Origin of the sequence: Ellagibacter sp., from assembly GCF_048412355.1 — a bacterium.
Classification (GTDB): domain Bacteria; phylum Actinomycetota; class Coriobacteriia; order Coriobacteriales; family Eggerthellaceae; genus Ellagibacter.
The window spans coordinates 33,676-56,273 of sequence record NZ_DBFSAP010000057.1; the positions used below are offsets into that span (position 1 = coordinate 33,676).

Consider the following 22,598-nt stretch of genomic DNA (forward strand, 5'->3'; position numbering starts at 1 on the left):
CTCATTCCTGCATAACGCGCCGGACGCCCTGGCATAACTCGCCAGCGGCATTCGACGCTCCCTAGTTTTGTTCACCGACAGGAGGTTTTCGAACTGTCCATAGTGGCAAGCAGTATAGCGCATGCACACGAAGAGGCAGACCGCAGGTTGACGATTTCACACAAGCATACGACCTGGGCAAAGTCTGACGCCCGCAATGCACAACAACGCGCAATCCGGCAACCATCATCACAAGCGGGAAACGAGAAGGCAACGCGCTCCTCGCCTTGCCAATAAAAGAAAGCACTTCGCTCATCTCGCAGACTCCAAAATCACAAGCCACTCGGTCGCAACTCGAATTGCAGCACGCGCACGACGCCACCCGCAACACCCACAATCTCAAGAACGACCAGCACTGCATGGCTGCTCTTGGCAACAGATTCGTTTCAAACGGACGATTTCGCCTTCAACGCCGCTACCCTCTTAGCAAGAAGCCGAGCGAAGGAGCCGAAATGCCCGAGAGCGCAACAGCAAACGCAACAACCGCGGAAAGCCAGGTCGTGATTCCCGAAGTCCTCCCCATGGAAGGCGAGGCAACGTTCGCGAAGAAGGCGAAGGGCATTGCGCAGGTCGCGGCAGGAAGCGCGCTTACGGCGGCGGGAATTCCCATGCTCGTGCTCCCTGGGCCGGGTGTTGCGGCAATCGTCGGCGGAGCAGCACTTGTGAGCAGGGGAAATAGAAACTACACAGGCCGCACAGCAACCCCTTTGGAAGAGCGCCTCGACAAGGCAGCCTCCAAGGCGGCAGACCTCGCCGCAGACACAGCAAAGCGAACAGCGGGCAAAGCAGGCGAAAAGGCGAAGGACGCCGCCCTCAAAACGGGAGCTGTAGCGAGGGAAGCGGCCGAGATGGCAGCGACGAGCGCTCCCGAGGTCGCAAAAGGCTTCGCACGAGGAGCTACCGCAGCCGCCCATGTTGCGAGCGGTGCCGCAAAAAACGTGGCTCGCGAAGCAAAGCCCCTGTTCGCAAGCGTGAAGAGGGCTGCAGGATCGGCCATCTCATCAGCAAAGCGCGGCGAGCAAGGCGCCACAAAGAGAAGCAGGTGACCTGGGCTCCCGCGAAATCTTGCCGGCGGCAATGCCGACGCGTCGAATCCAGAGGCTAAAGTCTAGTCGGGTCGGGTCGTGCTAGACTGGGGCAGACGATTCGAAGGGACGGTCGAAATGACGCAAGAGAACCAAAGCAGCACCGAGCCGATGCCTCAGGACGCCCGCACAGCACAAGAGCTCCTCGACTTCATCGGCGAATGCCCGAGTATGTTCCACACTGCTGCAACAATCGGAAAACGCCTGACCGCAGCGGGGTTCACCTATCTTCCCGAGACCCAGCCGTGGAACATCGAGCAAGGCGGCACATACTACACGACGCGCAACAGCTCGAGCGTCATCGCCTTCAAGGTGGGAACCTCGCTCGACAACTACCACTTCCAGATCACCGCATCGCATGGCGACTCGCCCACCTTCAAAGTCAAGTCGAATGCCGAGCTCGCAGGGCCGGGCGAATCGCAGCGGCTCAATGTGGAGGTGTACGGCGGCGCCGTCGACTACACGTGGTTCGATAGGCCCCTCGGAATTGCGGGCCGCGTGATGGTGAAAAGCGGCAATCGCGTGGAAAGCCGCCTGTACGAATCCACCGAGCCGCTCGCGCTCATCCCCAGCATGCCGCCGCATATCCAGCGCGACATCAACCAGCAGTTTTCGCCGAATCGCCAGATCGATCTCTGCCCGCTCTTCTCCGCAGGCGCGCTTGGCAAAACCACCTTCGACGCGATAATCGCCAATGAGCTGGGGGTCTCCGAAAGCGACATCATCGCGCGCGACCTGTTCCTCGTCAACCGCCAGCAACCGTGCATCTGGGGCGCCGCGAGCGAGTTCGCCTCCTCCCCGAAATTCGACGACCTGGCCTGCGCATACACCGCGCTCGAAGCGTTCCTCGCCGCCGAGAACGATCGCAGCATCTCGGTCTTCGCGTGCTTTGACAACGAGGAGGTCGGCTCGAACACCAAACAGGGCGCCATGTCGACGCTTCTTGCCGACACGCTTTCGCGCCTGAACGCGGCACTGTGCCGCTCCTGCGAGGACCTGCGTTGCGCCATCGCGAAATCGATGCTTGTGAGCTGCGACAACGCGCACGCCGTAAACCCCAACCACCCCGAGCGCTTCGACGAGGGCAACCGCGTGTTCCTAAACCGGGGCATCGTGGTGAAAGAAGCGGCGAACCAGAAATACTGCACCGACGCCTTCAGCCGCGCCGCCTTCTGCGCAATCTGCAACGATGCGGAGATCCCCTACCAGACCTTCGCGAACAGGAGCGACTCGCCAGGCGGCTCCACGTTGGGGAACTTGTCGAACACCCAGGTGAGCATGCACGGGGTCGATGTCGGCCTGCCGCAACTCGCCATGCATTCGAGCTTCGAGACGATCGGCGTGCGCGACGTGACGCTCGCAACCCGCGCGCTCAAGGCGTTCTACAACGCCGACCTGCGCATCGACGGCGCGGACAGCATAGAACTCGACTAGCAGGCGCCACAGTCCGATCGGGATCATGTGCTGCGAGCCCCAGCCAGTCACGACGACCCCAGAGGCCCGCAGCCCAAACGCTTACGCTATCATCTTCGACTCTTCGACCTTCTCCACAAACCAGCTCATGAAGCCTTCAAGCGGCTTGCGCAGCACAAGGCCCAGCAGAAGCGACGGCAGCACGAACAGGAGCAGCATGCCCATCGACGTGTAGTAGTCGCCGTTGTAGATGCCCATCATAGCCGCACGCATGGCGTTGATGGTGTGCGTCGCCGGCATGAACGGGCTTGCGACCTGGAAGAACTCGGGCAGCACCTGTAGCGGGTACGCACCGCCGCCCGCCGTCACCTGCAAGATGAGGAACAGGACGGCAATCGCCTTGCCCAGGTTCGCGAACGCAAGCACCAACGTGTAGATGAACAGGGAATATACCAAACCCGACACCCAGAAGCACAGCATGAACAACAGCGGATGGCTCACCTGCACGCCCAAGAACAGCATGTTGCCAAGGCCCACGCACGTGGTCTGCAGAAGCGACAACACCGCCACCACGCAGTAGCGCCCGAAGTAGAGCTCGCGCGGCTTGGGGTTGTCAAGCTCGGCGAGCCCTCGCTTCGAAACCGCCGGCTTGATCGCCACCATCATGAGCAGCGAGCCGATCCACAGCGCGAGCGTCGTGTAGAGCGGCGCCATCTGCGAGCCGAAGTTGTCGGCCGGGAACACCGCATGGCGATCGAGCGCCACCGGCGTCGTCACGGCAGAGGCAAGCACTGCGGGGTTCGAGCCGATGACCTCGCGCAGCTTCTCGACGTCGCCGCTCGCAAGAGCCGAGCGCAAGTTGCTGCTCAGCGTCGTGAGCTCGCCCGCCGTCGAGGTGAGCTCGTTTTGCGCATCGGCGAGCTTCGCCTTCGCACCGGAGAGCTTGGACGCGACGGAATCCGCATCGCCGCTTATCTCGCCGCCCGCAGCATCGAGCTTTGCGGCGCTGCCCTGAAGCGTGGAAACCATGCTCGACACCGATGCAGAAAGCTCGTCCAAACCCGGCTTGACGTTGTCGTTGAATTCCGTTTTCGCATCGTTGAGGCTGGCCGCAGCCTTGTCCGCGAGCTCCTGAATCTCAGCTCGTTGCGCGACGGCGTCATCGTAGCCCGACTCGATGTTGTCGGCCGCCTGATACAGCGACTCCGAAAGCTGCTGGAGGAGTGACACCGACTGCTTCAGCTGGGCGATCATGCTCTCGACTAAGGGGGCGTACTGCCCATCGGCGCTATCCTGAATCCCCTCGAGCGCGCTGATGATCGAATTCAAGTCCCCAATCTCGGTCTCCACAACTGCCGCCTGATTGCGTAGGTGCTGCGAAGTGTCGCCCGTCAGATCGCCCACGCTGTCGTACACGTCGCTGATCTGGGCGCTAATGCCCTTGTAGCTCTCGGCGGATGCGGAAATAGCCTGCGAAAGGGAATCTGCCGACGCCGAGAGCGCGCTCGCGATGTCGGAGACGCCCGCGCCACCGTCCTTCGCGATGTCGCCGACCTTCGCCGCCTCGTCGCGTGTCTGTCCGAGCAGCGTGCCCGACTGAGAGATAAGCGACTGCGACGAATCGATGAGCTGGGAATACATGCCCAGCACCGACGCCGCACCCGTCATCTGCCCCGCCATGCTGTCCACATGGTCGGCAAGCGTCCCCACCGCGCCGGAGAGATCGGCGTCTTGGGAGTACTTCGAAAGCGACGAGACGATGGAGAGCGCCACATCGGAAAGCGTTTCCAAGAACACCTGGTTCACCTGGTTCGACACCTGATCGGCACCTTGGTCGGTGACCTTCGGCGCGATGGCATTCTTCTTCTCGTTGGCGTAGTAGATGATGTTCGCGTGCTCGACCTCGTCGGAATAGAACGTCATCATGTCGCGGCTGAAGCTTTGGGGAATCACCACGGCAGCGTAGTAACGCCCGGACTGCGCGCCGTCGATCGCGTCCTCTTCAGTTGTGAACGTCCAGTTGAGCTGGTCGTTCGCTCGAAGTGCGCTCACCACCTTGTCGCCGACGTTGATTTCAAGCGGAACAAGGTCGCTTTCGTAGCCCTCGTCGGTGTTCGCCACGGCGACGGTAAGGTTGCCGGTGTTGCCGAACGCGTCCCAGCACGCAATGACGTTGTACCACGTGAAAATCGAGGGCAGGAACACGAGCCCAATCACGATGATCACCGTAATCGAGTTGTTGAACAGGTGCTTCATGTCGGTCTTGAAGATGCGCCAGATATTCCTCATCTATCGCACCTCCCCATTCTCATCCGACTTCGATTCAGACGCGGAAAGAGGCGTGGGGCCTCCCGCGGCAGCGTCGTCACCAGGTGCGGAATTGCTCGCAGCAACCTCGCCACCAGGCACGAAATCGCCCGCAGCGGGGGTATCCTCTGCAGCAGGCACACTGCCGAGTGCGTCGTTTGGCGCCGCATGCGCCCCCGAAGCTGCCTCCCCCTTGCGTACGGCAGCGTGCGCACCCGTGGAAGCCTTGTCGGCATCTGGGGCGGCATGCGCACCTAGAGGAGCGCCGTCCGACCCGGGAATCGCGTGCGCGCCCATAGGAGCCGTGTCGTCATTAGCAGCTTGAGAGCCCGCTACCTGCGGTTTCACGTTGCCTTCAGAAGGAGCGCCCGCAGCACCCGCGGCATCAGCAGCACCCGTGGCATCAGCAGCGCCCGCCGTCTTCCCAGTGGCCGCAGCACCCGTAGCTTCCCCATGAGCCGTCTTGCCATGAGCGTGCCGGCCGACGACCTCCTTGCTCCCACGCGAGAGCAGCTCGGCCATAAGCGCGTCGAGCGCGGCGCTGTCATTCTCATCGAGCGCGCTCGTCCGCGAAGGCACCCCCGAGGTGCTCCGCGACAACGTGCCGCCAGCAGGCGCGCCCACCATGGTAGGCTGCATGAACACCTTGCGCGCCGCGAACAGCGTGCGGACCTCGTCGTCGGTCATGGCGTTCAACGACGCCTGACGCTCGATGTTGTCGCGGATGAACTCAACCACCACCAGGAACGTGAGCACGAGCATGAGCCACACGAGCCACAGCGTCAAGACGACGACCTTCTCCATCGCCGTCACCGCAAACACGACGGCGATGACCGTCGGCACCGCGATGCCGACGATGAGCGCGCCGCGCTTCAGGCGCGGATACCAGCAGATGAACCGCGCGGCATGGTCGGCGATATGGTGGCGGAAATCCTCGCGGTCGGAAAGCACGCGCACGAGCTGGGCGACGCGGAAACGGCGCTCGGGCAGGTGCACCTCTTCGCCGTTGATGATATCGGAGCGCTCGATCTCGCGCGCGAACATACGGATAAGGTTCGAGAAGTACGGCCTCAGCGCCAGCCCGATCGCCAGGAAGATCGCGAAGAAGAGCCCCAAGTGAGCCATAAACGATCCCCATTCAAGGCCGTAGAACCCGGCAATCGTCTCACGCAGGGCGTTGATGCCGTAAGTGAACGGGAAGAACGGGTAGATGAACTGGAAGAACGGCGACGTCATCTCGATGGGGTACAAACCCGTCGCGCCCGGAATCTGCACGAATATCAAGATGACGCAGATGCCCTTGCCGATATGCTGCAAGGTGGTCGACAGGGTAAGCTGGATAGCCAGGTACGTAAGCGATGCGAGCACCGCCGTCAGGAGGAACAGCGCCACCGACTCGCATTGCACGCCGATGGCGAGGCACCCGACGCAGCACACGATTGCCTGCAGCGACACCATCCCCCCGAAGAACAGGTAGCGCGCGATGTAGCGCTGAGCGGCCGTGAGATTCTCGATGCCCTCGTCGTCCACCTCGATGCGCATGATCACCATGAGCATGAACACGCCAATCCACAGCGACATGTTGATGAACAGTGGCGCCATGCCCGAGCCGTACGCGTTCAGGGGGAAGAGGTACTCGGTCTTCACCTCAGTCGGCGACTGCATGAAGCTCGCCACCTTCTCGGCGTCGATCGTCGTGCCGTCGCCGAAGAAATCGGTGATCGCCGTCGAGGTCTTCAGCGCCACGAGGTCGGTCTTCACTGTGTCGATGCTCGTCTGCAAGTCGGCAAGCACGCCATCGGTCTGGTCAAGCGCGCTTCTCGCCGTCGTGAGCGTCTCGGAAAGCTGGCCCGTGAGCGAAATCGCCTGGTCGACGAGCACACGTTGCGCCGATGCTGCCGCAGCAAGATTCCCCACCGCGACGTTCAAGTTCCCCACGCCCGCGTTGATGGCGGGGAACGTGTCGGAAGAGAGCGTCTCACGATAGGAGTCCGCGTTCGAGATGGTAGTTTGCACGGCGGTGTTCACCGAGTCGGACGCCGAAGAGACCGACTCGGCCACGCGGCCCATGTCGGCGCTCATGTCGGAGAGCTCAGAGAGCGACTGCGAGGCGTTCGTGTTCGACTGCTTCAGCCGCTCGATCACCTTCTCGAGGCTCGCCTTGTTGGGATCGTTGTCGTCCATCTGGGCAACGAGCGCCTCCATCTGTGCCACAACCGCCTGGCTCGCCGACACCATGGCGTTGCCCTGGGCGATCGCACCATCGACGCGCCCCTGCGCCTCGGTCACGGAGGACGCAGCGCCGCCGATGGCCGTGTTCACCTTGGCGGCCGATTGGGAAAGGAAGATCGACCCCGAGTCCATCGCGCCCATAAGGCCCGACGTCAGCTTCGAGACGTCCGTTTGCGTGGTGCCCATGAGCGACTGAACGATGAGCATCTGGCCGCTCAGATCGCCGAGCACCTCGTCCGCATCGGAGAGCAGCGAGGCAGCGTCGGCCACCTTCGTCTGCGACTGGTCGGCCGCGTCGCGAAGCCCCTGGACGGAATCGCGGGCGCCGGAGATAGACTGTTGCGCCTTGTCGACCCCGGCGAGGGCGTTCGTGTGCGCATCGTCGATCTTGCCCTGCGCGAGGGCGATTTCCTCGCCAAGCGCGTCGGTGACCGTTTTCGCGACGGTAGCGACGAACGTGGAGTTGATCGTGGTGTCGAGCGTGTTCGCGCCCGTGTCGGTGATCTTCGGCGACACAGGGTTCATCTTCTCGTTCACGTAGTATTCAAGCTGAGGCTGCTGGAAGTCGCCGGAGAGCAGCGTGAGCAGGTCGGCTGAGAAGTCGCGCGGCAGCACGAATGCCGCGTAGGCATGCCCCGATTTCACGGCCTCCATGGCGGTGTCGTAATCGACGAAATCCCACCCGAGCTGGTCGTTGTCGTGCAATTGCTCGACGACCATGTCGCCAAGGTTAATCTCACCCGTAAGATCGCTCGACGACCCCTCGTCCTCGTTCACCACGCAGACGCGCAGATTGCCGGTGTTGCCGTAAGGGTCCCAAAAACCGACGACGTTGAACCACGTGTAAAGGGAAGGCAAGACGATGAGCGCGAGCACGACGACGATCGACGCCGGTGCTTTCAGAATGCGAAGGAAATCGCGTTTGAGAACGCGCAACACGTTTTTCAAGCCCGCCCCTCCTTCTATGGTTGAGATTGCGTTTGATTGGCGGCGTTATGGCGCAGCTCTCCCGAGGGAAAGCGCGTTTTCTGCATTGTATAGGGGAATCAGCCCCGCACAAGCGTACAGATAGTCAATTCCACAAGTGTGGCATAACTTTCAAAGGACAAGAACCGGCGAGCACCTTGCAAAGTTGCCCTTCCCCTCTCCCGCCATAGCCACAAGCAACCTGGAGACGTCGTTGCCTCGGGGCGCGTGCGCAATTATGCGCGAAGTGCGTACCCTTGGAAGCACCCTCTCATTAAACCAAGAGACTTCACTCTGACGAACTGGGCTATTTCACATCGCTGAAATCAACAGACTAGCTTACACGCTAGTAAGGTACGCACTTCGCGCATATTTATGCATAGGAACGCCCAGATGCAGTAAAAGCGCACAATTTAGCGCCCGAGAGTTGTCCAATCGATAAAGATGTTGCGCCTCAGGTCGATCTCGCAGCGAATCTCTTTGGGGCTTTTGCTTCGATACGCGACTCCGATTTGCCTTGCAACCATCCTGCGCACCGTATCAAAGTTTGCCTGATCGGATATCTGCCGATAAGTAAGCGGCATGACAGTAAAACCCATTTGTTGAAGCGCGGTCGTCCTGTCGGAGTCCGAAATCGCCGAATCGTAGTCGTCGTGGACCACTTTTCCCTGGCATTCGACGATAAGCGGGCTTGCGCCGTTGGGAACGTCGAACAGCAGGTCGGCATAGCACGTCGATTTCCCATAGATGCGCCTTGCGCTTGCCGAAAGCGGAATTCGCTCGTTGTTGGCGAGTCCCGAAAAGCCCTCGCCGCCCTTGCATCTTTGCGTCGAGAAGAGCATCGAAGCTTGGACCTCAAACGGCGAAGCGGTAACCCCGGTCACGCGTTTCGCGGCGCGCGCGAAGCGCCGCCCGCCGCGTTCGCTTTTCATGGCGTCGGCGAACTGTCCCAATTCGCCCAGCTCGATAAGGGGTTCGCGTCTCCAAAGGTCGGTCTTTCTCCCCGAAGAACTTTTGACTCGCCGCCACCCGAATGACCGGGGAAGCAGCTCGGAAGAGTCGATGCTTTCGAGAAGCGCTTCAACAACTGGGCTCGGCCGAAATACCGAAAACGTGCCGCAGAATTCGTACATCGCCATAACAAGATGGTTTTCGTCGACATGTGAGGCAAGATTAAATAGTGAGTAGAGAGGACTTGCCGTTGAAATACCGAGGTCTGTTTGCTGTATGCACCCAAATGGCAACTCGTTTGTAACGAGGTGCGACACCGTGCTCACGTTGTTCAGTCGGCGTTTGCGATCAGTAGCTAAAAGATGGACGGGGATACCGAGTATCTCATGGGTGAGTATATGGCTCCTGAAGCCTGCACGATTGTTATCGGTCGCCCTGTCGGGGTAAGGAGGGCACAGCATTAGAACCTGCGGAGGGGTTCGATGAAAGCGAAACGCCGATATGTCGCACAGAATGTCTTCCATGCGCGAACTTTACCAGGTTTGGGGAAAGCGCGCATCACAAGACTTGCGGCACCGGGCGACGCCATCCCCCTGCGCGGCGTCGAGAATAAGCATACCGCCACGTCATCTCTCAGCCCGCGCGGCCCGCGCGATAGACCCCGCAGGCGCGGGAAGAAAACGTTAGCAGCCCTCGATGGCCATGCCGGGCTCGGGCGCGTACTCCAGGAAGTCAGCAAGCGTGGCCGAGTCGACGTATTCCTCGATCACCTGGTCAAGCCCCGCCCAGAAACGCACCGTCGTACACTCTCCCTTGCGCGGGCAGCCGATCACGTCGTCCTCGAGCGCGTTGCACGCCACGGGCACCGTGGAGCCCTCGGCCGCGCGCAGCACGTCGCCTGCGCGGATTTCGGACGCCTCGCGGGCAAGCGCGTAGCCGCCGCCTTTGCCCCTCACGCTGCGCACAAGCCCCGCGGCCATGAGCGGACGAACCACCTGCTCGAGGTATTTCAGCGAGATGTCTTCCTCTTCGGCCACTTTGCGCAGGGGAACCTTCCCGTCGGGGCCTTGCTGGGCAATGCGGATCATGAGGCGCATCGCGTAGCGCCCCTTCGTAGTTACCAGCATCGTTTATCCTCACTTCCCCCTCGTGATACGGTTCGCCCTCGGAAAAGCCCGGGTGCGGCCGACTCGATTTCGCATACTTATTCTAGCGCGAAAGAAATCTATTACTTGACATTTTAGCGCGTCGCGGTATTTTATTCCTAGAAAATTCATAGGATTATGCACAGACGAGAGGGGCATATTTCATGGAAACCACTGCAACGAGCCCGCTGCTGAAACTGCAGGGGCTGTCGGCCTCGGTAGGCGACAAACCCATCCTCCACGACATCGACCTTGCGATCGGTGCACACGAGACTCACGTCATGATGGGCCCGAACGGCGCCGGCAAATCGACGCTCGGCCACGTAATCATGGGCGATTCTGAGTATAGCGTAACTTCGGGCACCGTGACCTTCGACGGGCAAGATATTACGGATCTTTCCCCCGATAAGCGCTCGCGCGCGGGCCTTTTCTTGAGCTTCCAGGCGCCGGTCGAGATTCCCGGCGTGCCGCTGTCGAGCTTCCTGCGCGCCACCGTCGAGGGCCGCGAGGGCTTCAAGATGAAGGGCAAGGAATTCCGCAAGCACGTGCGCGAACTGGCGAAAAGCCTCGACTTCGACACGGCGTATCTCGATCGCGAGCTGGGCGTGGGCTTTTCCGGCGGCGAGAAGAAGAAGCTCGAGATGCTGCAGCTTCTGCTTCTCAAGCCGAAGCTGGCCATCTTGGACGAGACCGACTCCGGCCTCGACGTCGACGCGCTCGGCGTCGTGTCCCGCGGCATCCAGGAATATCGCAAGACCTGCGACGGCACGCTCATCATCATCACGCACAATACCCGCATCTTGGAGCACGTCGACGTCGATCGCGTGCACGTCATGGTGAAGGGGCATCTGGTGCACGAGGACGATGCCGAGCTCATCGCCGACATCGACGCGCACGGCTTCGAGCGCTTCGAGCAGGCCGCAACCCCCGAAGCCGACGCGTAAGGGGGCCCAAACCATGGCAAAGCAACGCACCGAGGTCGCGGACATCGACCGCAGCCTCTACGACTTCTCATACGGCGAGGAGGCGGCGGAAAAACTCGACGCCGGCCTCACTCCCGAAATCGTGCGCGAGATCTCGGCGAAAAAGGACGAGCCCTCTTGGATGCTCGAGCATCGCTTGAAGTCGCTCGAGATTTACCACGAGAGCAGAACCCCTGATTGGGGCCCCTCCATCGCCGGGCTGGACATGGACCACATCGTGACCTACGTCAAGCCCAACACCGACCAGAAAAGCGATTGGGACTCCCTGCCCGACGACGTGAAGAACACCTTCAACCGCCTGGGCATCCCCGAGGCCGAGCGCAGCTACCTGGCCGGCGTCGGCGCGCAGTACGACTCCGAGCTCGTGTACCACAACATGCAGGACACCGCGTCGCGCATGGGCATCGTGTACTCGGGTATCGAGGAGGCGCTGCACGACCCGAAGTGGGAAGAGCTCATCCACGACAAGTTCATGACGCTCATCCCCCCGACCGACCATAAGTTCGCAGCGCTCCACGGCGCGGTGTGGTCGGGCGGCAGCTTCGTGTACGTCCCGAAGGACACCAAGCTCGACTTCCCGCTGCAAAGCTACTTCCGCCTGAACGCGAAGGGCGCGGGCCAGTTCGAGCACACGCTTATCATCGTGGAAGACGGCGCTGACCTGCACTTCATCGAGGGCTGTTCGGCACCTAAGTACAACGTGGCAAACCTGCACGCGGGCGCGGTCGAGCTGTTCGTGGGCAAGAACGCCAAGCTGCGCTATTCGACCATCGAGAACTGGTCGAAGAACATGTACAACCTGAACACCAAGCGCGCGGTGTGCGACGAGGGCGGCCAGATCGAGTGGGTTTCCGGCTCCTTCGGCAGCCACGTGGGCTACCTGTACCCGATGTCGATTCTGAAGGGGCGCAAGTCGCGCTGCACCTTCACCGGCATCACCTTCGCAGGCACCGGCCAAAACCTCGACACCGGCTGCAAGGTCGTCCTGGCGGCGCCTGAGACGACGGCGGCCATCGAGACGAAGTCGATCTCGAAGGGCGGCGGCGTGTCGACGTTCCGCAGCTCGGTCGTGGCGACCCCCGCCGCGGAGAACTCGGTCGCGAGCGTGTCGTGCCAGTCGCTTATGCTGGACAACCACAGCCGCTCCGACACCATCCCCGCGATGGACATCCGCTGCAAGCATGTCGACGTGGGCCACGAGGCGACCATCGGCCGCATCGGCGACGACAAGGTGTTCTACCTGATGAGCCGCGGCATTCCCGAGGAAGAGGCACGCACGATGATCGTGAACGGCTTCGCCGACCCGGTCTCGAAGGAGCTCCCCCTCGAATACGCCGTGGAAATGAACAACCTCATCAAGCTTGAAATGGAAGGGGCGATTGGATAATGAGCGCCCTCACTTTGAATCACGTGAACGCGATGCCCGCAGCGACGTGGCATCAGCTGTATATGAACGAGACGACCGTCGACGTGCCCGAAGGGCTTCTGGCCGCGCGATCTGCCGTGGTCGAGGCCGACGAGGCGCTCCTCGGCGCGCAGGACGCCTTCGATACGGCGGTGGCAGCCGCCCAGGCCGAGCTCGACGCTGCGAACGCGAAGGCCGCGCCCGATTCGCGTGCCATCCTGCAGGCGGTCCGTCCCGACGTCGACCCTCACGACCTGGACATCCCCGCGCTCTCCGTGTTCGAGAAGCGCGCCGTGGAGGAAGAGATGGCGCAGAGCATCGCCGGCACCTTCGAGTGCGCCTTGGGCGATGAGGCCACAGCCTATCTGGAGGAAGTCGGCGGAGCCCGTGAGGGCCGCATCGTGCTTGCCACCAAGGCGGGCACCACGGAGCGCGCCACCATCCGCATCAACGGCATCAACGGCAAGGCGAACGTGGCCTGCGTCGACATCGTGGCGGCGGAGAACTCCACCATCACGCTCAACGTCGCGTTCGACTCCCCCGACGCCGGCGCAGGCATCATCGGCCTGTACGCCCGCGTGTTCGCCGGCAAGAACGCACGGGTGAACGTGGCGACCATCCACACGCTCGGGCAAGGCTGGATCGCCCTCGACGGCGAGGGATACATCGCCTGCGAGGATGCGCGCATCCAGGTCGACCACCGCGTGCTCGGCGCTGGGCAGTCCTACACCGGACTCGCCTGCGACCTGCGTGGAGACCGTGCAGACGCCACCATCCGCACGCGCTACCTGGGACACGGCGACGAGCGCCGCGATTTCAACTATATCGTGCGGCATCGCGGCAAGAAGACCACCTGCAACCTCGACGCCAACGGCGTTTTGGCCGACAGGTCCCGCAAGGTGCTGCGCGGCACGATCGATTTGGTGCACGGCTGCAAGGGCGCGGAAGGCACCGAGCGCGAGACGGTGCTCCTCGCCGACGAGAAAGTGGTCAACAAGACCATCCCCACCATCCTGTGCGACGAGGACGACGTGGCGGGCAACCACGGGGCCACGATCGGCCACGTGCGTCCCGAGCAGATGAACTACCTGATGACACGCGGCATTTCCCAGGAAGCTGCCGAGCGGCTGTTCGCGAACGCAACCCTTGAGGAAGCGGCCATCAACGCGCCGGACGCCCAAGTGCGTGCCTCGGTTGCGCGCCTTGCCGCAGAACTGAACGTGCCCTTCGAGCTCGTGGGCGCAGACGAAGAGGCGATGTAACATGAGCCAGACCGATTCCCTTATCGCACGCGCCGCCGAGCAAGCAGCCAGCGACACCACCGCATGCGCGATCGCCGACGCGGCGCACGCAGCCGCAACCTCCGCCACGGCGAGCGACATCGTATGCGCCGCCAACATCGCGGAGAACCCCTACAAGCGCGACTTCCCGCTTCTGGCGAACCATCCTGACCTGGCGTTTTTGGACAGCGCCGCCACTGCGCAGCGACCCAAGACCGTGCTCGATGCGCAGCGCCGCTTCTACGAGGAGATGAACGCGAACGCGCTTCGCGGCCTGTACCGCCTATCGGTCGAGGCCACCGAGGCCATCGAGGTGGCGCGCCATCGCGTCGCCAAGTTCATCGGCGCGCCCGACTGGCACGACATCGTGCTCACGCGCAACGCGTCCGAATCGCTCAACATCGTGGCGAAGGCCTTCGCCCCCACCGTGCTCAAGCCTGGCGACGAGGTGTGCATCACCATCATGGAGCACCATTCGAACCTCATCCCCTGGCAGCAGGCGTGCCGCGACGCAGGCGCGAAGCTCGTCTACCTCTACCCCGACGAGAACGGCATCATCCAGCCGGAGGAGATGGACAAAAAGATCGGACCGAAGACGAAGATCCTCTCCGTCGTGCATGTCTCCAACGTGCTCGGCGTGGAAAACCCCGTTGCCGAGCTGGGACGTCGCGTCCATGAGCAGGGCGGCTACTTCGTCATCGACGGCGCGCAGTCCACGCCGCACATTCCCGTGAACGTGGAAGAGCTTGGCGCCGACTTCTTCGCGCTTTCCGCCCACAAGATCTTCGGCCCCTTCGGCATGGGCGTGCTGTGGGGCAAAGACGAGCTGTTGCGCGCTATGCCGCCTTTCCTGACCGGCGGCGAGATGATCGATTCCGTCACCGAGCAGGACGCCACCTGGGCACCCGTCCCCGAGAAGTTCGAGGCCGGCACGCAGGACGCGGCGGGAATCTACGCCACGGCCGCAGCGATCGCATACGTTGAGTCGGTCGGGCTCGACGTGATCGGCGCTCGCGAAAAGGCGCTCGTGAAATACTGCATGGAGGAAATGGCACAGCTGCCCTACATCGACATCATCGGCAGCCCGCGCCCCGAAGATCACCATGGGGTCATCAGCTTCAACGTGCGCGGCATTCACCCGCACGACGTGGCGAGCATCCTCGACATGGACCAGGTGGCCATCCGTGCAGGTCATCACTGCGCACAGCCCCTGCTCACCTGGCTTGGCGTGGAGAATCTGGCATGCTGCCGCGCGAGCCTCGCCTTCTACAACGACAAGGGCGACGTGGACAAGCTGATCGCCGGCCTGAAGAACGTTTGGAGTACTTTCAATGGGTAACATCTACACCGCGGCGCTCATGGAGCACAATGCGCACCCGGATTACAAATACGACCTGGAAAACGCCACCGACGAGCACGAGGGCGTGAACCCCAGCTGCGGCGATGAGCTGGTCTTGAAGCTGCGCGTGGAAAACGGCGTGATCGAGGAGGCCGCGTTCACGGGCCATGGATGCGCCGTGTCACAAGCTTCCGCCGACATGATGGCCGATCTCGTGACGGGCGAGACCGTCGAGGAGGCGCGCCGTTTGTGCGGGCTGTTCCTGAAGATGGTGAAGGGCGAAGAGCTCACCGAGGACGAGCGCGAGGACCTCGACGAGGCGGCCGAGCTCGAGAGCATCTCCCGCATGCCCGCCCGTGTGAAGTGCGCCGAACTAGGTTGGCGCACCCTTTCCGAGATGATCGGGGAGTAGCGAACGGCATCTCTGTCAAAGCCCCGTTGGAAGCTCCCAAGCTGCTAGCGGGGCTTTTCGCGAAATCCGATTGAATAAATAGGGTAGTTTTTCCAAATTCCTAGTTAACAAATAGGCAACAAACCACTACACTACCGCCTTGTCCTAGTTTCGAGCCGCATCCCAACCGGGTGCGGCTCGTTTGTTTCCGCAGGAAAGGTTTGGAAATGAAGGTACTTGAGAAAATCAGCGACTTCGCCGGCAAATGGATGGCCATCATTGCACTGCTGGTCGCCATTATCGCGATGGCTCTCCCCGAACCGGTTCATGCGATCCTACCTACAAGCTGGGTGAACCCTCTCCTCGGCATCGTTATGTTCGGCATGGGCATGACGCTCAAGCTCTCCGACTTTAAAGTGGTGTTCACCAAGCCGAAGGCTGTGATCACCGGTATCCTGTCGCAATTCATCATCATGCCGCTCATCGCGTGGGTGCTCTGCCTGGTCTTCCAGCTGCCCACCGAGCTCGCTGTGGGCGTCATGCTCGTCGGCTGCTGCCCAGGCGGTACGTCCTCCAACGTCATGACGTACCTGTCCAAGGGCGACGTCGCGCTTTCCGTCGGCATGACCGCGTGCACGACCATCATGGCGCCTGTCGTCACCCCGGCACTCGTGCTGTTGCTCGCCGGCCAGGCGGTCGATGTGTCCTACGTGAGCATGCTCATGTCCATCGTCCAGGTCGTGCTCGTGCCGATCGCCTTGGGCTTCGTTATCAACGCCGTGGCCTCCAAGGTCGCGCAAGCCTGCTCGAAGGTGCTCCCGCTCGTGTCCGTTATCGCGATTTCCCTCATCATCATGGCAGTCGTGTCCGCTAACGCCGCGAAGCTCATGACGGTCGGCTGGCTGATCATCGTGGTCGTCATGCTGCACAACGTGTGCGGTTATGCGCTCGGCTATGGGGTTGGCCGCGTCCTCGGCCTGTCAAAGGCGCAGATGCGCACCTTGTCCATCGAGGTTGGCATGCAGAATTCCGGTCTTGCAACTTCGCTCGCGACCATGCACTTCGCCACCATGCCGCTTGCCGCCGTGCCTGGCGCTGTGTTCAGCGTGTGGCATAACATCTCCGGCGCGATTTACGCGAACATTCTCGCTCGCACCGCGGGCGATGCCAAGGAAGAAGCGCCCTCCCCGAAGAAGGCCGCTTCTGGCGCAAAGGCGTAAGGGGAGCCGCCTCATATGAGGGTGATTCCAGAAAGCGTCACCCAACGACTCAGTCACAAACGCCGGCAACCGTTGGGCTGCCGGCGTTTTTTATTCATCAATCTTGTTGCCAGCCGTCCAGCTCAACTTCACAATGATTGTCGCCATTCCCCGCAACAGGGAACGCGCCTCGCGGTCGATTGCAAATTTGCGCACAGATATGGAGCTGGCCGGCGCGTCGACAATGTGCCCGCCGCCACCCCGACAAGCTTCTCGTTCCCTTTCGGACAAGACTTGATAATTTAGCTGTCGACAGCCTTCCTCACCGCGCGGAAGCAGGCCTCTCGCGACTTTCCCCTACTCCCAAAGGGTGGTTGCGCTAGAGTAGGCGGGAACAACAAGAGCGTCCGAAAGAAGCACCACCGTGAACAAGGACATGACGATTCTCTACCGCGTGCACCATGGGCTGTACGTGAACCTGACTAACCGCTGCTCATGCGCGTGCACCTTCTGCGTGCGCGGACTTTCCGACAGCGTCGGCGAGGCGGAGAGCCTCTGGCTTTCGCACGAGCCGACATACGAGGAGGCAGTCGCAGCGTTCGATGCATTCGACATGAGCCAGTTCGCCGAAGTCGTGTTCTGCGGCTTCGGCGAGCCAACCGAGGCATGGGACATGCTCATGCGCGTCGCGCACTACGTGAAGGAGACGTTCGGGCTGCCCACGCGCGTGAACACCAACGGCTTGGGGTCGCTCATCTGCGGACGAGACATCGCGCCGGAGTTTGAGGGAATCATCGATACGGTGTCTATCAGCCTGAACGCTCCCGACGCGAAAACGTACCAGGAGATCGTGCGTAGCTCGTTCGGTGAGAAGTCGTTCGACGCCGTAGTGGATTTCGCGCGTGAGGTCAAGCGCTACGTGCCCAACGTGGTCATGACCACCGTCGAGACCACCATCTCGCACGAGGACGAGGAGAAGTGCCGCGCCATCTGCGAAAAGCTCGGCGTGCGCTACCGCATCCGCGCCTGGGCGGGATAACAAGCGTCCTCACCCGTACGCCTCCACCCACCATCGCACGACGGGCGGCTTACCAAGCGTCGCGTCGAACACGTGCCGCTCGAGGAAAAGATTGGTCACATGGCTCCCGACGCGCACCCGATAACGCGCGGTCGACACGCCGCGATACGCAGGGCCGAAGCTCCCCCGGTCGAGCACTTCGGAAATTGGAAACGCTCGCCCATCAGGCCACATGACGATAAGAGGATCGAATCTCCCCTCATCGGTAAGGCGCATGAACACGTCGACATAGCGCTTATGCGCCCGCCGTCGCCGCCCTTCCCCATCTTTCACCCAATCCTCTTGCATAGTCTGTTATTATCGAACATGGGTTCGAAATTTAACAGCGAACAGACTATGGAGATTGAAGGAGGCGCCTTGGACGGCAGTTCGAAGAGCGAGGAAAGAACCTATTTGTGCATCGACTTGAAGTCATTCTACGCATCGGTCGAATGCGCCGACCGCGGGCTTGACCCCTTCACCACAAACCTCGTGGTAGCCGACCCCACCCGCAGCGCCAACACCATCTGCCTTGCCATCACGCCCGCCTTGAAGGCACGGGGTGTGAAGAACCGCTGCCGCCTCGGCGACATCCCCGATGGCATCGAGTTCACCTGCGCCATGCCGCGTATGAGCCGCTACATGGAGGTGTCCGCCAACATCGTAGGCGCCTATCAACGCTATGTCTCCCCCGATGACATGCACGTGTACTCGATCGACGAGTCGTTTATCGACGCAACACCGTACCTGAAGCTCTACGGCATGGACGCGAAATCATTCGCAAAGATGCTCATGAATGCGGCCTTCGAGTGCGCCGGCGTCACAGCCACGGCGGGCATCGGCCCGAACCTCCTCATGGCGAAGGTGGCGCTCGACGTGTGCGCCAAGCACGCCCCCGACGGCATCGGCGTGCTCGACGACGACTCGTGGAAGCGCGAGATTTGGTTCCACCGCCCCATCACCGACATCTGGGGAATCGGCCCCGGCATCGCGCGACGGCTCGAGCGGCGCGGCGTCTTCGACCTCGCGGGCATATGCGCCCTGCCGCAAAAATCGATCGTGAAGGAGTTCGGTAAGAACGGGCTGTTCCTGCTCGACCACGCATGGGGACAGGAACCTTGCACGATTTCCCAGGCCAGGAACTACAAGCGGCGCGGACATTCCATCTCGAACGGGCAGGTGCTCATGCGCGACTACGGCTTCAGCGAGGCGCGGACGCTCATCCGCGAGATGACGCTCGCGTCGTGTCTGGAGCTCACCGAGAAGGGGCTCGCCGCAACGGGCGTCGGCCTCTACGTCGGCTACTCGGCGTCGAACTTCAACCATCACGCGTGGGGCGGCGGACGGGCGCCTTTCATGGGTGCGGGCGGCAGCGCGAAGCTTCCGCAGCCGACCGACTCCGCATCGCAGGTGAGAAGCGCACTGCTCGCGCTCTATGAGGAGCACGTCAGCCCCTCGCTCGCCATAAGGCGCGTGAACATCTCGCTCGAAGATCTCGTCGAGAAGGACAGCGTGCAGCCATCTCTCTTTGGTGAACAGGGAAAAGAAGCCAGAGAGGCCGCCCTTGCCCAGACGATGGTGGCCGTACGGGAGCGGTTTGGAAAGAACGCGGTACTCGCGGGCACGAGTCTACTTCCCGAGGCCAACGCACGGGAGAGGAACCTGCAGATTGGAGGCCATCGCGCATGATGAGAGCGACTTCGAGCGACGAGCGTCGGGCAGAGAGCTGGGCGGTAAGCGGATCGACAAGTCGGGACGAGAACAGGACGTCAGGTCGGGCGACGCGCGAGTCGGCGATGCGAGCGACAAGCCAGGCGGCGGGCCAGACGGCAAGACGGGCGGCGCTCCAAGCAGCAATCCAAGCGGCGGGAATTCCCTCGCCCAATATCTGGGCCGGCATATCCGCCGATGAGCGCGCCTATCGCAAACGCGTACTCGACGACATCGCACGAAGGGTAGCCGAGGAGGGCGTCCACACTGCCGTCCCCGGCGACGATCGAGGCAGACAGTTCATGCCATTCGCCGCGCTCAAAGGCTACGACGAAATCGTAAGGGACTCCCAGGAACCCGCGAGGTAGTGTCGCGCTGCCCATACGCTCGCCGGCGCACGTCAAGCCGCGAGCGCGAGCGCGCCAGCCTGCGCCATGCAGCTCGGCGATTTCGGGACGCTGAGCTCACCACCTCGCTTGCAGCAACCTCGTAACGGCTCCCCGTCGAACTCTCGCTGGCACACACCATGCGCAAGCTGGCGTGGGGTGCAGCCTTCGCGCCAACGCCCCACGCCAGCTAATGCCAACCCACTGTTTGATTTTTCTGCAGGTGAGCTGATTTTCGCAGGAGCACAGTGGCGCGCGAGTATAATGGGGCGGTTAGAGCCAACGCGCGCGGTTCGCGCTCTGCGGCCGTGTGTGCAAAGTATAGTGGGAGGAACTGGCAAAGATGGCAATCTCTACCGCCGATTTCAAGAACGGCATGTGCATCGAGTACAACAACAAGCTTTGGACGATCGCTGAATTCCAGCACGTGAAGCCGGGCAAGGGCGGCGCATTCGTGCGCACCAAGCTTCGCGACATCAAGACCGGCCGCGTGGTCGACTACACCTTCAACTCCGGCACGAAGTTCGACTCCGTGCGCCTGGAGACCAAGAAGATGCAGTACCTCTACAACGACGGCGCCGACTTCAACTTCATGGACCCCGTCACCTTCGAGCAGATGCCCATCTCCGCGGAGACCGTGGGCGATCAGGCCAAGTGGCTCAAGGAAAACGACGAGGTCAGCCTGCTGTACGCTGGCGAGGAGCTCATCTCCATCGAGCCTCAGATGTTCGTCGAGCTCGAAGTGACCGAGACCGAGCCGGGCTTCAAGGGCGACACAGTGCAGGGTTCCACCAAGCCCGCAACGCTCGAGACCGGCGCCACCATCCAGGTCCCGATGTTCGTGAACATCGGCGACGTCCTGCAGGTGGACACCCGCGACGGCCGCTTCATCAAGCGCATGTAGCTTAAAGCAAGCGAACGTATTTTCTAGAAAGCCCGACAGCTTGAACACTGTCGGGCTTTCTTGTTATGTGGCAGCTGTGGTAACGGCGCGTGTGCCAAAGACGCGCGGCAGAATCAGCCTTACAGCACGATCATCTCGTGCGTTGATTGGGTGAACACCTCGTAGCCGTTTTCGGTGATCACGCCGAAATCTTCCAGACGCATGCCGAAGTCGCCTGCCAGATAGACACCAGGCTCCACCGTGACGACGTTGCCGAGCGCGAGCGGCGCACCGTTGCGAGGCGAAAGCAGCGGCTCCTCGTGGATGTCAATCCCGACACCATGCCCCAAGCTGTGGCCCATCTTGCCCGCGAAGCCGTGCTCGGCAAGCACGTGCTCTGCCAGCTCGTGCGCTTCCTTGCCCGTCATTCCTGGACGAAGCACAGCCTCCACCTGCTCATTTGCATCGCGGATCGCCGCATAGCCCGCGCGAAGGCGCTCCGACGGCTCGCCGAGGAACACCGTGCGCGTCATGTCGGAGCAATACCCCTGCGCCCGTGCGCCAAAGTCCATGACAACGCACTGCCCCGCTTCGAGCTTCGCAGCACCTGGGACAGAATGGGGACTTGCACCGTTCGCACCGCACGCCACGATCGAAGGGAACGCCAGGCCCTCGGCCCCATGACGAACCATGAAATCTTCCAGCTCAATCTGCACCTCGCGCTCGGTCATACCAGGCTTCATGAAAGTGATGATATGGGAAAACGCCGCGTCAGTGATGGCTTGCGCCGCCTTCATACGAGCAATCTCGTCCGCATCCTTCACACCTCGAAGACCCACGATGAAGTTCGACGTCTCGCGCAGCTGCACATCGGAATGCGATTCGGAGAAAGCGCGCTCGAGCGAGCGGAAGCCCGAAAGCGCGATCGAGTCCTCGACACCGAGCGAGCACGATTTGCTTCCCGCGGATTTGCACTCACCGCCGAGTGCGGCCGCTGCGAACTTCGCATGCGAAACACGCTCGTCGTTCACCTCCACCACACCGCCATGAATGCCTGCCGCTTTCTTGCAAGCTTCGGAATAGCGCGAGTCAGTATGCAGCGTCGCACCGTCGGGCGTGACGAGCATCGCATGCGCGCCCTCCTCGTCGAACACGCCGTCGAAAGCCGAAAGCCACTGGACGTTCGACGTCTCGCGTACGAAAAATGCGTCGATCTCCGCGTCGGCGCACGCTTCACGAAGCTTGTTTATCCTGTTCAAGCTTATGTTTCCCATAATGCAAAGCCTCCAATAAAAAGAGACGCCCGCAAAGGCGCCCTTCATCGTTTGTTCCCTATTTTAACGACGCGGCGATAACCTCACCCGTAGGATAGCGCTCTTCGAACCCTTCCCCAAGCCGCTCGCGCGGACCCTCAAGCAGGATATCGATGGCGTCGCAATAGCCTTTGAACCCACGCCCCTTCACCTGCGCCACGCACGCCGGCGCGATGACCGAGATATGGCGGAACGCCTCGCGCGCATCGACGTCGGAGATATGCACCTCAACGCAGGGCGTGTCGATGCCGCCCACCGCGTCGCGCAGCGCGTAGGAATAGTGCGTGTGGGCGCCGGGGTTGTAGACGATACCATCGTAGGCCGTATGCGCCTCGTGGATCTTATCGATGAGGCAGCCCTCATGGTTCGATTGATAGCACTCAACGGAGACGCCCTTGGAAGCACCGTAATCGACCACAAGTTTTTCGAGGTCAACAAGCGTATTGCTGCCATATACCGCAGGTTCGCGAACGCCCAGCATATCCAAGTTCGGCCCATTCACCAGAAGAATCTT

General features: G+C 61.7%; 19 protein-coding genes. 12 read left to right on the top strand and 7 right to left on the bottom strand.

Translation table 11 applies throughout. The features are described from left to right. The first annotated feature begins 491 nt into the window (after window positions 1–491). Complete coding sequence (locus ACMRQN_RS09485; RefSeq protein WP_418734778.1) at window positions 492–1,085, top strand: hypothetical protein; 594 nt, start codon at window positions 492–494, stop codon at window positions 1,083–1,085. Between the two features lie 117 nt (window positions 1,086–1,202). Next, window positions 1,203–2,558 (top strand): M18 family aminopeptidase, encoded by a 1,356-nt coding sequence (locus tag ACMRQN_RS09490; protein WP_418734779.1) that lies wholly within the window; start codon window positions 1,203–1,205, stop codon window positions 2,556–2,558. Window positions 2,559–2,639: 81 nt separating this feature from the next. Here ACMRQN_RS09490 and ACMRQN_RS09495 read toward each other — a convergent pair whose 3' ends face one another. The 4 genes from ACMRQN_RS09495 to ACMRQN_RS09510 all read right to left on the bottom strand — a co-directional run bounded on the left by ACMRQN_RS09495 (window position 2,640) and on the right by ACMRQN_RS09510 (window position 10,120). Continuing rightward, complete coding sequence (locus ACMRQN_RS09495; protein WP_418734780.1) at window positions 2,640–4,826, bottom strand: YhgE/Pip family protein; 2,187 nt, start codon at window positions 4,824–4,826, stop codon at window positions 2,640–2,642. Next, a complete protein-coding gene (locus tag ACMRQN_RS09500) occupies window positions 4,827–8,015 on the bottom strand; it encodes a YhgE/Pip family protein (RefSeq protein ID WP_418734793.1) in 3,189 nt (1,062 codons plus the stop codon). A 440-nt stretch (window positions 8,016–8,455) separates the two neighbouring features. Then, the gene (locus ACMRQN_RS09505; protein WP_418734781.1) at window positions 8,456–9,517 is read right to left on the bottom strand and encodes a hypothetical protein; all 1,062 of its coding nucleotides are present in this window, start codon (window positions 9,515–9,517) and stop codon (window positions 8,456–8,458) included. Between the two features lie 159 nt (window positions 9,518–9,676). Continuing rightward, the gene (locus ACMRQN_RS09510; protein ID WP_276996473.1) at window positions 9,677–10,120 is read right to left on the bottom strand and encodes an RrF2 family transcriptional regulator; all 444 of its coding nucleotides are present in this window, start codon (window positions 10,118–10,120) and stop codon (window positions 9,677–9,679) included. A 182-nt stretch (window positions 10,121–10,302) separates the two neighbouring features. On the opposite strand from ACMRQN_RS09510, the gene sufC reads away from it, so the two are divergent. From sufC to ACMRQN_RS09545, 7 genes are all read left to right on the top strand, one after another. Beyond that, window positions 10,303–11,082 carry a Fe-S cluster assembly ATPase SufC gene (gene sufC, locus ACMRQN_RS09515; protein WP_418734782.1) on the top strand — a complete coding sequence of 260 codons (780 nt, stop codon included), beginning with the start codon at window positions 10,303–10,305 and terminating at the stop codon, window positions 11,080–11,082. A 13-nt stretch (window positions 11,083–11,095) separates the two neighbouring features. Continuing rightward, on the top strand, window positions 11,096–12,508 hold the full coding sequence (gene sufB, locus ACMRQN_RS09520; protein WP_418734783.1) for a Fe-S cluster assembly protein SufB: 1,413 nt from the start codon (window positions 11,096–11,098) through the stop codon (window positions 12,506–12,508). Beyond that, window positions 12,508–13,788: a SufB/SufD family protein gene (locus tag ACMRQN_RS09525; protein WP_418734784.1), complete on the top strand. Its 1,281-nt coding sequence runs from the start codon at window positions 12,508–12,510 to the stop codon at window positions 13,786–13,788. Before sufB ends, ACMRQN_RS09525 begins: the two co-directional genes overlap by 1 nt. A 1-nt stretch (window position 13,789) precedes the next feature. Continuing rightward, on the top strand, window positions 13,790–15,145 hold the full coding sequence (locus ACMRQN_RS09530; protein WP_418734785.1) for an aminotransferase class V-fold PLP-dependent enzyme: 1,356 nt from the start codon (window positions 13,790–13,792) through the stop codon (window positions 15,143–15,145). Beyond that, entirely contained in the window at window positions 15,138–15,557 is a 420-nt protein-coding gene (sufU, locus tag ACMRQN_RS09535; protein ID WP_297149010.1) for a Fe-S cluster assembly sulfur transfer protein SufU, read from the top strand. The genes ACMRQN_RS09530 and sufU overlap by 8 nt, the downstream gene beginning before the upstream one ends. A gap of 206 nt (window positions 15,558–15,763) precedes the next feature. Then, a complete protein-coding gene (locus ACMRQN_RS09540) occupies window positions 15,764–16,756 on the top strand; it encodes a bile acid:sodium symporter family protein (RefSeq protein ID WP_418734786.1) in 993 nt (330 codons plus the stop codon). Window positions 16,757–17,159: 403 nt separating this feature from the next. Next, window positions 17,160–17,774, top strand: a complete 615-nt coding sequence (locus ACMRQN_RS09545; protein WP_418734787.1) for a TIGR04100 family radical SAM protein — start codon at window positions 17,160–17,162, stop codon at window positions 17,772–17,774. Between the two features lie 9 nt (window positions 17,775–17,783). On the opposite strand, the gene ACMRQN_RS09550 is transcribed toward ACMRQN_RS09545, so the two are convergent. After that, window positions 17,784–18,086 carry a hypothetical protein gene (locus tag ACMRQN_RS09550; protein ID WP_418734788.1) on the bottom strand — a complete coding sequence of 101 codons (303 nt, stop codon included), beginning with the start codon at window positions 18,084–18,086 and terminating at the stop codon, window positions 17,784–17,786. A gap of 84 nt (window positions 18,087–18,170) precedes the next feature. On the opposite strand from ACMRQN_RS09550, the gene ACMRQN_RS09555 reads away from it, so the two are divergent. The 3 genes from ACMRQN_RS09555 (at window position 18,171) to efp (ending at window position 20,792) form a co-directional block, all read left to right on the top strand. Then, entirely contained in the window at window positions 18,171–19,481 is a 1,311-nt protein-coding gene (locus ACMRQN_RS09555) for a DNA repair protein (RefSeq protein WP_418734789.1), read from the top strand. Then, window positions 19,478–19,870: a hypothetical protein gene (locus ACMRQN_RS09560; protein ID WP_418734790.1), complete on the top strand. Its 393-nt coding sequence runs from the start codon at window positions 19,478–19,480 to the stop codon at window positions 19,868–19,870. Before ACMRQN_RS09555 ends, ACMRQN_RS09560 begins: the two co-directional genes overlap by 4 nt. Before the next feature lie 361 nt (window positions 19,871–20,231). After that, window positions 20,232–20,792 carry an elongation factor P gene (gene efp, locus ACMRQN_RS09565; protein WP_158050224.1) on the top strand — a complete coding sequence of 187 codons (561 nt, stop codon included), beginning with the start codon at window positions 20,232–20,234 and terminating at the stop codon, window positions 20,790–20,792. Window positions 20,793–20,911: 119 nt separating this feature from the next. On the opposite strand, the gene ACMRQN_RS09570 is transcribed toward efp, so the two are convergent. Next, window positions 20,912–22,045, bottom strand: coding sequence for a M24 family metallopeptidase (locus tag ACMRQN_RS09570; protein WP_418734791.1), 1,134 nt, complete (start codon window positions 22,043–22,045; stop codon window positions 20,912–20,914). 58 nt (window positions 22,046–22,103) lie between these two features. Beyond that, on the bottom strand, window positions 22,104–22,598 hold a 495-nt coding region (gene aroQ / locus ACMRQN_RS09575), incomplete at its 5' end, for a type II 3-dehydroquinate dehydratase (RefSeq protein ID WP_418734792.1).

Coding starts and splice junctions, on each gene's coding strand:
- ACMRQN_RS09485 (WP_418734778.1), top strand. CDS start 492: ATGCCCGAGAGCGCAACAGCAAACGCAACAACCGCGGAAAGCCAGGTC.
- ACMRQN_RS09490 (WP_418734779.1), top strand. CDS start 1,203: ATGACGCAAGAGAACCAAAGCAGCACCGAGCCGATGCCTCAGGACGCC.
- ACMRQN_RS09495 (WP_418734780.1), bottom strand. CDS start 4,826: ATGAGGAATATCTGGCGCATCTTCAAGACCGACATGAAGCACCTGTTC.
- ACMRQN_RS09505 (WP_418734781.1), bottom strand. CDS start 9,517: ATGGAAGACATTCTGTGCGACATATCGGCGTTTCGCTTTCATCGAACC.
- ACMRQN_RS09510 (WP_276996473.1), bottom strand. CDS start 10,120: ATGCTGGTAACTACGAAGGGGCGCTACGCGATGCGCCTCATGATCCGC.
- sufC (WP_418734782.1), top strand. CDS start 10,303: ATGGAAACCACTGCAACGAGCCCGCTGCTGAAACTGCAGGGGCTGTCG.
- sufB (WP_418734783.1), top strand. CDS start 11,096: ATGGCAAAGCAACGCACCGAGGTCGCGGACATCGACCGCAGCCTCTAC.
- ACMRQN_RS09525 (WP_418734784.1), top strand. CDS start 12,508: ATGAGCGCCCTCACTTTGAATCACGTGAACGCGATGCCCGCAGCGACG.
- ACMRQN_RS09530 (WP_418734785.1), top strand. CDS start 13,790: ATGAGCCAGACCGATTCCCTTATCGCACGCGCCGCCGAGCAAGCAGCC.
- sufU (WP_297149010.1), top strand. CDS start 15,138: ATGGGTAACATCTACACCGCGGCGCTCATGGAGCACAATGCGCACCCG.
- ACMRQN_RS09540 (WP_418734786.1), top strand. CDS start 15,764: ATGAAGGTACTTGAGAAAATCAGCGACTTCGCCGGCAAATGGATGGCC.
- ACMRQN_RS09560 (WP_418734790.1), top strand. CDS start 19,478: ATGATGAGAGCGACTTCGAGCGACGAGCGTCGGGCAGAGAGCTGGGCG.
- efp (WP_158050224.1), top strand. CDS start 20,232: ATGGCAATCTCTACCGCCGATTTCAAGAACGGCATGTGCATCGAGTAC.
- ACMRQN_RS09570 (WP_418734791.1), bottom strand. CDS start 22,045: ATGGGAAACATAAGCTTGAACAGGATAAACAAGCTTCGTGAAGCGTGC.